Raw genomic sequence first — 12909 nt, forward strand, 5'->3', positions numbered from 1 at the left:
ATCAGCCCACCGGGAGACGAAGATGAGAAAGCTTGCCGCCATTGCCGCCCTGTCCGCATCGACGCTTGGCCTGTCGGCCGGCGCATCCTTTGCCGACTACACATTGAACATTCTGCATTTCAATGACTGGCACAGCCGCATCGAAGGCAACAACAAATATGAGTCGACCTGTTCGGCTGACGAGGAGACCAAGGGCGAATGCATCGGCGGCGCCGGCCGGTTGATCACGGCGATCGCCCAGGAACGCAAGAAGCTCGAAGGGCAGAACGTGCTGCTGCTCAATGCGGGCGACAGCTTCCAGGGATCGCTGTTCTACACCACCTACAAGGGCACCGTGGAGGAGGAATTCCTCAATCAGATGAAGCCCGACGCCGTGACGCTCGGCAACCATGAATTCGACGACGGCGAGAGCGCGCTGGTGCCTTACCTCGACAAGGCGAAGTTCCCGATCGTCAGCGCCAATGTCGTGCCCAACGACAAGTCCGGCGCGGCCGGCAAGATCAAGCCGTCGATCGTCGTCGAGGTCGGCGGCCAGAAGATCGGCATTGTCGGCGCCGTCACCAACGACACGCCCGAACTCGCCTCCCCCGGCCCCAACATCGCGATCGCGGACGACGTCAAGTCGATCACCGCGGAAGTCGAGAAGCTGAAGGCACAAGGCGTCAACAAGATCATCGCCGTGACCCATATCGGCTACAACAGGGAACGCGACATCATCGCCAAGATCCCGGGCATCGACATCGTCGTCGGAGGCCACAGCCATACGCTTTTGTCCAACACCGATCCCAAGGCGGCCGGCCCCTACCCGACGATGGTCGACAACCCCGGCGGCTACAAGGTGCCGGTGGTGCAGGCGGCCTCCTATTCGAAATATCTTGGCGAGTTCAAGGTGGTGTTCGACGACAATGGCGTCGTCAAGTCGGCGAGCGGCGATCCGATCTTTCTCGACAAGTCGATCACGCCCGATCCCGCCGTGCTCGCCCGCATCAAGGAACTCGGTGCGCCGATCGAGGCGCTGAAGAACAAGGAAGTCGCCGAGACCACGGACGTGATCGACGGCAGCCGCGAGAATTGCCGCGCCAAGGAATGCGCGATGGGCAACCTCGTCTCCGACGCCATCCTCGACCGCGTCAAGGGACAGGGCGTCGAGATCGTCATCTCCAATGGCGGCGGCCTGCGCGCCTCGATCGACAAGGGCACCGTCACTATGGGTGAAGTGCTGACCGTGCTGCCCTTCCAGAACACGCTGGCGACCTTCCAGATTTCGGGCAAGGACCTGGTCGCCGGTCTGGAAAGCGGCCTCAGCCAGATCGAGGACGGCGCCGGCCGCTTCCCGCAGGTGGCGGGTCTCAAATACGCCTTCGACAAGTCGGTCGCGCCCAATGCCGGCCGCGTCAAATCCGTCGAGGTCATGGAAAACGGCGGATGGACGCCGATCAAGCCCGACAAGGACTATCTCGTCGCCACCAACAATTACGTGCGCCAGGGCGGCGACGGCTACAAGGTTTTCGCCGAAAAGGCCAAGAACGCTTACGACTACGGCCCCGGTCTCGAACAGGTCGTGGCCGACTATCTCGGCGCCCACCGGCCCTATACGCCCAAGCTCGACGGCCGCATCACCGAGATCGCCGCCACTGTCGCGGCGGCACCGGCAGCGGAACCAGCCAAGCCTGCTGAGCCGGCAAAGCCAGCCGAGGCGACCCCTGCCCCTGCGCCAGCAGAAGCTGCCAAACCGGCCGAGGCAGCGAAACCCGCTGAACCGGCAAAGCCCGCGGAAGCGGCGCCGGCAATGCCTGAGCTGCCCGCCAACTCAGGCGATATCGCCAACACGCCGCCGGCCATAACGAGCGAGGGGGCACCTCCGCCACCGGCCCCGCCCGCTCCCGCTGCCCCGGCAAAACCGGCAGAGGCCGCGCCGGCACCAGCGGCGCCGGCGGAACCCGCCAAGCCGGCAGTACCGGCAAAGCCTGCTGAAGCCGCACCAGCCACGGGCAGCCATGTCATCGTTATCGGCGACACCTACTGGGATCTGGCCAAGAAGGCTTATGGCGACGCCACCAAGTGGAAACTCATCTACGAGGCCAACAAGGGTCAAAGGCCGCATCGGCTCATGCCTGGCGCGACGCTGACCATTCCGGCCAAGTAACCTAACTTCGCCTCTTCCATCCAACACCCGCCAGGGAAACCGGGCGGGTGTTCTGTTTTCGGCTGGACAAGCGTTAAGGTGCGGCCAGACGCGGCATTGAAAGCCCGCGCAGGATGATTAGGTTCGCGCCTCCTGGAGAATCCCTATGACGCTCACAACCGCTGTCGATCCCAAAGCCGCGAAGGCCCTCGGCCCACTGCCGGCCGGGCATCCGCCGGTCAAGACCGGCAAGGTCGGTGTCATGCTGATCAATCTCGGCACGCCTGACGGCACCGACTTCAAGCCGATGTGGCGGTATCTCAGGGAATTCCTGTCCGATCCGCGCGTCATCGAGCTCAACAAGGCGATCTGGTATCCGATCCTCTATGGCCTGGTACTCACCATGCGGCCGAAGAAGTCCGGCGCCAACTACGCCCGGATATGGAACCAGGAAAAGAACGAGTCGCCGCTGCGCACCTACACCCGCGCCCAGGGCGAAAAGCTGGCCGAGGCATTGCGCGACCTGCCCGATGTCGTCGTCGACTGGGCGATGCGCTACGGCAATCCTTCGACCGCGAGTGTCGCCGAGAGATTGGTCGCGCAGGGCTGCGACCGCATTCTTTCGTTCCCGCTCTACCCGCAATACTCCGCGACGACGACGGCAACCGCCAATGATCAGCTGTTTCGCGCCTTGATGAAGATGCGCGCGGCCCCCGCCATCCGCAGCGTGCCGCCTTACTATGACGAGCCCGTCTATATCGAGGCGCTTGCGCGTTCGATCGAGCAGAATCTCGCTACGCTGGATTTCGAGCCCGAAGTGGTCATTGCCTCATACCACGGCATTCCAAGGCCCTATTTCGAAAAGGGTGACCCCTACCATTGCCACTGCCTCAAGACGACGCGGCTGTTACGCGACAGGCTCGGCTGGGATGAGAAGAAGCTGATCACCACCTTCCAGTCCCGCTTCGGCGCCCAGGAATGGCTGCAGCCCTACACCGACAAGACGGTGGAGAAGCTGGCCAAGGACGGCGTCAAATCCATCGCCATCGTCAATCCCGGCTTTTCCGTCGACTGCATCGAGACGCTGGACGAGATTGGCCGGGAGGCCGCCGAGACTTTCCATCACGCCGGCGGCAAGAATTTCGCGCATATCCCTTGCCTCAACGACAGCGCCGAGGGGATGGCGGTGATCGAGGCGATGGTGCGGCGCGAACTGTCCGGCTGGGTCTAACACCGGAACAAGGGCCACTCCGGAGCGTTGAGCAGTTCCTCCGGAGAATTCGATGTCCCGCAAACTCGACCTCAGAACTGGCCGGCCCGTCTGGTCCGCCTATCGGGCGCCGGCCGTGCCGACGTCGGCGCTGACCCGCGACGTCAAAACCGATGTCCTGATCATCGGCATGGGTATCAGCGGCGCCATGATGGCCGAGGCGCTGACGGCGGACGGGCATCAGGTGATCTGCATCGACCGGCGCGGGCCGCTGAAAGGCTCGACCGCGGCGACCACGGCACTGGTCCAGTTTGAAATCGATCAGCCGCTTTCAACCCTGTCGAAGATGATCGGCAAAGCCAAGGCACAGCAGGCATGGCGGCGCTCGCGGCTTGCCGTTTCAAATCTGGCCGGCCGTATCGAGGATCTAGCAATCGACTGTCGCATGCGCCGCAGCCAGTCGCTCTATCTGGCGGGCACGGTTCTCGGGCCATCGGAACTGCACTATGAAGCCGATGCACGGCGACAGGCGGGCATCGCAGCCGCCTATCTGACACCGCAGCCGCTGGCGGAGACATTCGGCGTCGACCGCGGCGGCGCAATCCTCAGCCACGGCAACATCGCGCTCGACCCGCGCAAGCTGACGGCCGGCCTCCTGCTCAAGGCACTGGAGCGCAAGGCACGTCTTTACACTCCTGCGGAAGCGACGGCGATCGAAGACAGCGCCGACGAGGTGGTCGTGGCCACGAAGGACGGTCCCACCATCACGGCACGGCATGTGGTTCTGGCCACCGGCTATGAACTGCTCGACATCGTGCCGGCCGCCGCCCACCGGATCATCTCGACCTGGGCGATCGCGACGCGCCCTCAGCCGCGAAACCTCTGGCCGGGTCCGGCGTTCATCTGGGAAGCGTCGGACCCCTACCTCTACCTCAGGGCGACGGCCGACGGCAGGGTGATCTGCGGCGGCGAGGACGAGGATTTTGCCGATGAGACGCGGCGCGACGAACTGATCGCCGACAAGAGTGCCCGAATTGCCGACAAGCTGGGCCGGCTGTTCCCCTGTCTCGATGTGAAGCCCGAATTTGCCTGGACTGGTTCGTTCGGCACCACGACCACCGGCCTGCCCTATATCGGCGCTATCCCGAGGCATCCGCGTATCCACGCCGTCATGGGTTACGGCGGCAACGGCATCACCTTCTCGCGCATCGCTTCCGAAATTGTTTCGGCTTCGATCAAGGGACTTGCCGACATGGATGCGGAGCTGTTTGCTTTCAACCGGTGAGTGCAGACCCGCAAACAATCCTTCATCACCTGATTGTAACGTTCCTGAAACACACTTAAGTCTTTGGTGAAGTCGGCTGCGCGGGAATGGCTCGCGCGGCTCGCTTCGGAGGGAGAGCCAAATGGATTTCAGTGGTTTCGATATTGCGATTGGTGCACTTGCCCTTCTGGTACTGGTGCTTCTCATCCAAGGCATCAGGACCATTCCGCAAGGCTACAATTATACGGTGGAGCGCTTTGGCCGTTACACCAAGACACTGAGCCCGGGCCTCAATTTCATTTTCCCGTTCGTCGATCGCATCGGCGCCAAGATGAACATGATGGAGCAGGTTCTCGACGTTCCGAGCCAGGAAATCATCACCCGCGACAACGCCATCGTCGGTGTCGACGGCATCGCCTTCTACCAGATCCTCAATGCGGCACAGGCCGCCTACCAGGTTGCCGGCCTGCAGAACGCCATCCTCAACCTGACGATGACCAACATCCGTACCGTCATGGGCTCGATGGACCTCGACGAGCTGTTGTCCAATCGCGACGCCATCAACGAGCGCCTGCTGCGCGTCGTCGACGAAGCGGCGCATCCGTGGGGCATCAAGATCACCCGCGTCGAGATCAAGGACATCAACCCGCCTGCCAACCTTATCGAATCGATGGGCCGCCAGATGACAGCCGAGCGTAACAAGCGCGCGCAGATCCTGGCCGCCGAAGGCCTCAAGCAGTCGCAAATCCTCGAGGCGGAAGGCCGCAAGGAAGCCGCCTTCCGCGACGCAGAGGCACGTGAACGCTCGGCCGAGGCCGAGGCCCGGGCCACCCAGGTGGTGTCGGAAGCGATTTCCAAGGGTGACGTGCAGGCGCTGAACTACTTCGTCGCGCAGAAATACACCGAGGCGCTGGGCAAGATCGGCACGGCCACCAACAGCAAGATCGTGCTGATGCCTTTCGAGGCGTCGTCGTTGATCGGCTCGCTCGGCGGTATCGGCGAGATTGCCAAGGAAGTCTTCCGCAGCGAAGGCACGACCGGCGCGCAGCGCCAGGCCGCCCGCCCCCCGGTCGTACGGCCGAGCGAAAACTGAGATCATGGGAGCATGATCCCGAAAAGTGGGAATCGGTTTTCGGAAAAGATCATGCTCAACAAGCAGTAGGAGCATACTCCCATGTTCGATCGCATCATTTCCGAACTCGGCCCGTGGAACTGGATGGTCCTGGGCTTCGTGCTGCTGGTGGTGGAGCTCATCGCGCCGGGCTTCTTCATGCTGTGGATCGGCGTCGCCGCGCTCATCATCGGCGCGGTGTCGCTGCTGATCTGGGACGCGGCGATCTGGACCTGGCAGGTCCAGGTCCTTGCCTTCCTGGCGCTGTCGCTGGTTTCAGCCTTCGTCGGCAAGAAACTCATGGGCGGACGTGACCAGCCGACCGACCAGCCGCTGCTCAACCGGCGCGGCGCGCAGATGGTGGGTCGCATGGCGACGCTTGCCGAGCCGATAAAGGACGGCCGCGGCCGCATCAAGCTCGGCGACACGCTATGGCGCGTCTCCGGCCCGGACCTGCCGGCCGGTACGCAGGTGCGCGTGACGGGTGCCGCGGATACAGACCTGGAACTGACGGTGGAGCGGGTCTGATTTTTTCATAGCAGACCCATCTCGCTAGGTATGTTGAGATTCAGGTCAGGCCGAGTCGAAAACGGCGGGTTCCGAGAACCGGAGCGGAGCGTACTTTTTGTACGTGAGCTCAGTTCTACTGCGACGCAGTAGAACGGGGAAGCGCAGGGGGCCGCCGTTTGCAGACCGGCCTCACCTGAATATCGGCATGCCTAGGCGGCACCGATGCGCAGCAGGTCGTGGAAATGCACCACGCCGAGCGGCATGTTGTTCCTTGTCACCACCAGCGCGCCGATATTGTGCTCGTTCAGCAGCGCGATCGCCGTGCCGGCGAGCGTCTGCGGATCGACCGTCTTGGGCGTGCGGGTCATCACCTCGTCGACGATAACGTCGGCCAGATTGCGGTGCAGATTGCGCGCGACATCGCCGTCGGTGATGATCCCGGCCAGTTCGCCATTGGCGTCGACGATCAGCACGCAGCCGACCTTCTTCTGCGACAGCGTCATCACCGCTTCAGGCATCTTGGTGCCGAGCACGGCCAGCGGCATCTGGTCGCCGACCCGCATGATCTCGGAGACCATGGTCAAATTGGCGCCGAGCTGGCCGCCAGGATGGAAGGTGCGGAAATGGTCCGGGGTGAAGCCGCGCGCCTCGAGCAGCGCGATCGCCAGCGAATCGCCGATGACCAGCTGCAGCAGCGTCGACGTCGTCGGCGCCAGCCCATGCGGACAGGCCTCCGGGGTGCGCGGCAAAAGCAGCACCACGTCGGCCGCGCGCGCCAGCGCCGATGTCTCGCCTGACGTGACGGCGATGAGCGGAATGGAGAAACGCCGGGAATAGGCGACGATGCCGAGCATCTCCTTGCTCTCGCCCGACCACGAGATGGCGATGATGGCGTCATCCCTGGCGATCATGCCGAGATCGCCATGGTTGGCCTCGACGGGATGGACGAAGAAGGCCGGTGTTCCGGTCGAGGCCAGCGTCGCCGCGATCTTCGAGCCGATATGGCCGCTTTTGCCGACGCCGGTGACGATCAGCCGGCCTTCGATCTTCGAGATCATGTCGACGGCCTGCGCGAAGGGCTCGGCCAGCCCGTTCTCGAGCGCTTCGGCCAGGGCGGCGATGCCGGCCTGTTCGGTCGCCACCGTTCTCAGTGCCGAATCGATCGACGCTTGCCTGTCCAGGGACTTCTTATCGAGGGGTCTCGCATGCATGGATGATGCGATTAGCGCTTTGCCGCCCGCCTGTCCAACAGAAATGGCGCTGGCGCCCAGCCGGCGGAGGTCTCGAACAGGTCACAAGACCCGCAAACAGCGGCACGAACGATCGCCGCCTCAACCCTCCGTTAACCATCCCCATTTACGGTTCGGTAAGTATGGCGCGCACAGCGCCGCGCAAGCAGTGGTGGCGATGTCCGGGGCCCAGCCAGAAAAATCGAGAGGACGACAGGGCAAGGCGGTATGCGCCCTGCTGCTGGCGACCAGCATGTCTGCCTTGCTGCGCCCGACACCTCTCCATGCCCAGGAAACCGAGCTGCGCGGCGAGGTTTCCGAATCGGCAATCCTGTCCGACCAGCAGCGCAAGGCAAGGCAACTCGCCCTTGCCACCCAAGGCCGGCAACAGTCGGCCAACGCCGCGCAGGACGATGCGCCGCCGCGCACCTATCTGCCGGCCAGCGCAGGCGCTGTCCCCGACGACACGAACACCGACGCCGCTTCCGGCAGCATTTTCGATCCCCCGCAGGCGACCGACGACACCGCCACCGACAATGCGACGCCGCCTAAGCCTCGCCGCCGTCCGTCGAGCACCGGGCAGAAGGCTACGGATCAGGACAAGACCAAGTCGGGCACCAAGACGGCCGACAAGTCGAAGAAGAAGAAAAAAACGACGGCTGCAACCACTGATACCACCGCTTCAACGACCGCCTCCACGACGGACGCTGCCGGCGCGACCGACACGGATGAGGAGACGGCCAACCGTCGTGCTCTCACCGTCGACAGCGCCGACAGGCAGAAGCTCGACCGCGGCGCCGAGCGCACCGCCGCCATCGAAGGCCAGAACAAGAAAGCCGAGGACGATCCGTTCGCGCCCACCGGCGTCAAATGGGGCTCCTTCAACATCCGGCCGTCGATCGAACAGGGCATGACCGCCACCACGAATGGCGATTCGAGCGCCGCCGGCACGTCGGCGCTGCTGTCCGAGACGGCGTTGCGCTTTACCGCCGTTTCCGACTGGCGCGAAAACTCCGCCACCATCGACGGCTATGGCCTGTTCCGCGAGACGGTGTCGGGCTACCGGGTTCACAATGCGCAAGGCCGCATCGAAGGCCAGCTCAATATCGATCTCGACAACGAGCTGCGCGCCATCGCCAAGCTCGGCTACGAGGCCGTGCCTGAAACGGCGTCCTCGCCCAACGCCATTGCCGGCGTCAGCACCCAGCCGCTGCGGCAGACGATCGACGGCAGCCTTGGCGTCGAAAAGGCCGTCGGCAAGATGCAGTACACGCTGACCGGCGCGGTCTCGCACGACTTCTATGGCGACGCCGAGCTTTCGGACGGCACCACGCTGTCGCAGAAGGATCAGGACAACACGCTCTACACGGCGACCCTGCGCACCGGCTACGAAATCTCCCCGGCCCTCACCCCGTTCACCGAAATCGAGGTCGGCCGCCGGGCCTACGATCAGCGCATCGACAATGAAGGCTTCGAGCGTTCCTCGACCCGCCTCGGCGCCCGCGCCGGCCTGCAACTCGACATGGGTGAAAAGCTGTCGGGTGAATTCTCGGCCGGTTGGCTGCGGGAAGCGATCGACGACAAGAGCCTGGAGGCGATTTCCGGCGTCACCGTCAACGCCGACCTCAAATGGTCGCCGGAGCGTGGCACCACGATCGGCCTGACCGGCAAGACCACTGTCGAGACCACCACCACGGCGGGTGAAAGTGGCGATATCCTCTATTCCGGCCGCTTGACTGGTGAACGGCAGATCCGTGCCAACCTCACCGCGAATGCGGCCCTGGGCCTCGACTGGCGCGACTATGTCGGCATCGACGGCCATGACCGGATTCTGAGCGCCGAGACTGGGCTGACCTGGTGGCTGAACCGCTATGCCGGCCTCACCACCCGGGTGAGGACCGAAAAGCTGACCAGCAACCTTCCCGGCCGCGACTACACCGCCAACAGCATCTATCTCGGCCTGAAAGTGCAGCGCTGAAGCAGGCGTGCGTAGGAGGGGCAGTCAGCCGCCCGCGCCGGCGTTACCCATCCAGCTAAGATACCGCGGCTCGCCGCTCCGACGGCGTCATCTCGTCGAGAAGCGTGCGGATGACGCCGGCCATGTTCTCCTTCATATCGCTGCGCCACAGCGCGAAGGCGACATTGGCCTCGACGAAACCTTCGGGCGAGCCGCAGTCGAACGTACGGCCCTGATAGTGGTAGCCATAGAAGGCCTGCTGCTTCTCCAGCTTCAGCATCGCGTCGGTGAGCTGGATCTCGTTGCCGGCGCCCTTTTCCTGGCCTTCGAGAATCTTGAAGATCTCGGGCTGCAGGATGTAGCGACCGTTGATGTAGAGGTTGGACGGCGCCGTGCCGGTCTTCGGCTTCTCCACCATCTCGGTGATGCGGAAGCCGTGATGCGTATCCTCGCCACGGCCGACAATGCCGTATTTGTGGGCCTCCGCCGGGTCGCATTCCTGCACGGCAATGATGTTGTTGCCGGTTTCCTCGTAGAGCTCGACCATCGACTTCATGCAGCTCTTTTCCGACTGCATGATCATGTCGGGCAAAAGCAGCGCGAAAGGCTCGTCGCCGACCAGTTCGCGCGCACACCAGACGGCATGGCCGAGTCCCATCGGCACCTGCTGGCGGGTGAAGCTGGTCTGCCCCGGCGCCGGCTGCAGGCGCTGCAGGCGGGCAAGCTGCTCGTCCTTGCCGCGCTGTGCGAGCGTATCATAGAGCTCGAACTGGATATCGAAATGGTCCTCGATGACCGCCTTGTTGCGGCCGGTCACGAAGATGAAATGCTCGATGCCCGCCTCGCGCGCCTCGTCCACCACATACTGGATGACCGGCCGGTCGACGACGGTCAGCATTTCCTTGGGAACAGCCTTGGTGGCCGGGAGGAACCGCGTGCCGAGACCGGCGACCGGGAAAACTGCCTTGCGAACTCTCTTCATGCTTTCAATTATCCGTTTGCTGGCCGGCTCCGCAATCCCCGTCTCGCGACATTTTCACGCCGGAATCGAAGATTAGTGGGAGCGGGTGAGGGAAACTTCCACCGGTTAAAGCATCAAGGTGTCTTTTCGTTCCAGGCGGCACCTATGGTAAACTAATTCCTAACCCGGTTCGGCGATGAATGGTCTTTCCTGAGACAGAGAAGGAGGAAAACATGTCCGTTCGCAATGCCGCAAAACGTTTCACCAGCGTCATGACGGCCGCCAGCCTCTCGCTCGCTCTGCTGATGCCAGCCGGACCCGCTTTCGCCGACGCCGGTTTCCGGCAATGGGTCGCCAGCTTCCGCGCCACGGCCATCGCCGGCGGCGTTTCCGGCGCCGTCTACGACCAGGCATTCAGCAGCATCAAGGAGCCCGATCCGGTCGTGCTGGAGAAGGCACGCACCCAGCCCGAATTCACAGCGCCCGCCTGGGATTATTTCGACAACCGCGTCCATGACCAGTCTGTCGCCGTCGGGCAGCAGATGGCGAAGAAGTGGAAGCCGTGGCTGGACAAGATCGAGGCGCGGTTCGGCGTCGACCGCTACATTCTTCTGGCCATCTGGTCGATGGAATCGAACTATGGCGAGATCCTCAAGCGCGACGACATCATGCGCAACGTCATCCGGTCGCTGGCCACTTTGGGCTATGGCGACCCGAAGCGGTCGAAATATGCCCGCACCCAGCTGGTCGCGGCCCTGAAGATCCTGCAGACCGGCGACATCGATGAAAGCCATTTGATGGGTTCCTGGGCCGGCGCCATGGGCCAGACTCAGTTCATCCCCACCAGCTACCAGCACTATGCCGTCGACATGGACGGCAACGGCAAGCGCGACATCTGGAATTCCATCCCCGATGCGCTGGCGACATCGGCCAATCTTTTGAAGAAGAATGGCTGGCAGGCCGGCAAGACCTGGGGCTACGAGGTCGCGATACCGGCCGGCAAGCTGCCGGGCGGATCGAAGACACTGGCGCAATGGCAGGCGCTTGGTGTCGTCAGGGCCAGCGGCAAGCCGTTCAAGAACCTCACCGACAAGGCGACGCTCAAAGTGCCGGACGGCCGCGGCGGTCCGGCCTTCCTGATGATCCGGAATTTCTCGGTCATCAAGGCCTACAACAATGCCGACAAATATGCCCTGGCCGTTGGCCTTCTCGCCGACGAGATCGCCGGTGGCAGCGGCCTTGTCCAGGACTGGAAGCGGCCCTTCACCAAGCTCACCTTCGAGGAACGGCAGGAGCTGCAGAAGCGGCTTTCGCAGCACGGGCTTTATGACGGCAAGTTCGACGGCAAGATCGGTGACGGCACGAAAACAGCCATCATGACCTATCAGGCCAAGGTCGGCTTGACCCAGGACGGCTACCCGAGCATGGAAGTGCTCAAATGGCTCAGGCAGAAATAGAGCCGGCCACGGCGCAGTGCGCATTTTGGGCGCACATCTCAGGCGCCATCGCACTTTGAACTTGCGCCCGGCTGCAAAACCGGCTCCGGTTTGCGGGACAAGGCGCAAGGGGATGGAGGAGTGATTGGTTTCGGCCGCGCGTATCGCGATCCTTGTTCGTCGCACGCCGATCCTTTTTCTGGCGATCGTCCTGCTGGCGATCGGCGCTGCCGGTGCCTTCCATGCGCCGGCCATGGCGCAGGAGCAGCCGCAGCAAAATCGTGGCTGGTCGTTGCGCGACCTTTTGTTTCCGCGCCGCAGTGAGCGGGTCGAACCGCCGCTCGACATCCAGAAGGCAAAACCAAAGCCGCGTAAACCAAGGGTTCCGCGTGCGCCGGTCGAGCCGCAAACACCGATAGCGGAAAAGGCGCCAGACGCTCGCATCGTCCTCGTCGTCGGCGACTTCATGGCGTCGGGCCTCGCCGAAGGCCTGGACATAGCCTTTGCCGACAACCCAGCCGTCAGGATCGTCGTGCGCAGCAATGGCTCGTCAGGCTTCGTGCGCGATGATTTCTACAACTGGCCCGAACAGATCAAATCGCTGATCGAGACCGAGAAACCGTCCGCGGTGGTCGTCATGCTGGGCTCCAACGACCGCCAGCAGATGAAGGTGGGGGACGTGCGCGAGCAGCCCCGGTCCGAGAACTGGACCAAGGAATATGAGCGCCGCACCGACGAGCTCGGCAAGGCCATCGCCACCGCCAAGGTGCCTTTCCTGTGGGTCGGCATGCCGGCATTCAGAGTGCCGAAGATGACCTCCGACATGCTGGCCTTCAACGACATCTACCACAAGGCCGCGCAAAACCATGGCGGCGAATTCGTCGACGTCTGGGACGGCTTCGTCGACGAGAACGGCGCCTTCGTCACCAACGGCCCCGACATGAACGGCCAACCGGTGCGGCTGCGCGCCGATGACGGCATCAACGTCTCCAAGGCCGGCAAGCGCAAGCTCGCCTTCTACACTGAAAAGCCGCTGGCCAAGATCCTGGGCCTCGCCGCGCCCGGCAGCGTGGCCCCGGCGACGGCACCGGCGGGCGCGCCCGTCG

General features: G+C 63.5%; 10 protein-coding genes. 8 read left to right on the plus strand and 2 right to left on the minus strand.

All coding sequences use genetic code 11. The annotated features are described in order from the left end of the window. Window positions 1-22: 22 nt before the first annotated feature. The 5 genes from QQK95_RS03195 to QQK95_RS03215 all read left to right on the plus strand — a co-directional run bounded on the left by QQK95_RS03195 (window position 23) and on the right by QQK95_RS03215 (window position 6238). The gene (locus QQK95_RS03195) at window positions 23-2146 is read left to right on the plus strand and encodes a 5'-nucleotidase C-terminal domain-containing protein (protein ID WP_284268821.1); all 2124 of its coding nucleotides are present in this window, start codon (window positions 23-25) and stop codon (window positions 2144-2146) included. Window positions 2147-2291: 145 nt separating this feature from the next. After that, window positions 2292-3356: a ferrochelatase gene (gene hemH, locus QQK95_RS03200; RefSeq protein WP_284268823.1), complete on the plus strand. Its 1065-nt coding sequence runs from the start codon at window positions 2292-2294 to the stop codon at window positions 3354-3356. 52 nt (window positions 3357-3408) lie between these two features. Beyond that, entirely contained in the window at window positions 3409-4620 is a 1212-nt protein-coding gene (locus QQK95_RS03205) for an NAD(P)/FAD-dependent oxidoreductase (protein WP_284268824.1), read from the plus strand. Window positions 4621-4741: 121 nt separating this feature from the next. Beyond that, complete coding sequence (locus tag QQK95_RS03210; RefSeq protein WP_284268826.1) at window positions 4742-5692, plus strand: SPFH domain-containing protein; 951 nt, start codon at window positions 4742-4744, stop codon at window positions 5690-5692. Window positions 5693-5773: 81 nt separating this feature from the next. Continuing rightward, entirely contained in the window at window positions 5774-6238 is a 465-nt protein-coding gene (locus QQK95_RS03215; RefSeq protein WP_284268828.1) for an NfeD family protein, read from the plus strand. A 191-nt stretch (window positions 6239-6429) separates the two neighbouring features. On the opposite strand, the gene QQK95_RS03220 is transcribed toward QQK95_RS03215, so the two are convergent. Then, a complete protein-coding gene (locus QQK95_RS03220) occupies window positions 6430-7431 on the minus strand; it encodes a KpsF/GutQ family sugar-phosphate isomerase (protein ID WP_284268829.1) in 1002 nt (333 codons plus the stop codon). A gap of 196 nt (window positions 7432-7627) precedes the next feature. Between QQK95_RS03220 and QQK95_RS03225 the strand changes: the two genes are divergently transcribed. After that, a complete protein-coding gene (locus QQK95_RS03225) occupies window positions 7628-9427 on the plus strand; it encodes an outer membrane beta-barrel protein (RefSeq protein WP_284268831.1) in 1800 nt (599 codons plus the stop codon). Window positions 9428-9482: 55 nt separating this feature from the next. On the opposite strand, the gene galU is transcribed toward QQK95_RS03225, so the two are convergent. Next, entirely contained in the window at window positions 9483-10388 is a 906-nt protein-coding gene (galU, locus tag QQK95_RS03230) for a UTP--glucose-1-phosphate uridylyltransferase GalU (RefSeq protein WP_407660561.1), read from the minus strand. Window positions 10389-10600: 212 nt separating this feature from the next. Here galU and QQK95_RS03235 point away from each other — a divergent pair, with 212 nt between their 5' ends. Then, the gene (locus QQK95_RS03235) at window positions 10601-11824 is read left to right on the plus strand and encodes a lytic murein transglycosylase (protein WP_284268833.1); all 1224 of its coding nucleotides are present in this window, start codon (window positions 10601-10603) and stop codon (window positions 11822-11824) included. A 124-nt stretch (window positions 11825-11948) separates the two neighbouring features. Beyond that, window positions 11949-12909, plus strand: a 961-nt coding sequence (locus tag QQK95_RS03240) for an SGNH/GDSL hydrolase family protein (RefSeq protein ID WP_284268835.1), incomplete at its 3' end; no start/stop codon positions are given.

This window comes from Mesorhizobium huakuii (assembly GCF_030160235.1).
Taxonomy (GTDB): Bacteria; Pseudomonadota; Alphaproteobacteria; order Rhizobiales; family Rhizobiaceae; genus Mesorhizobium; species Mesorhizobium huakuii.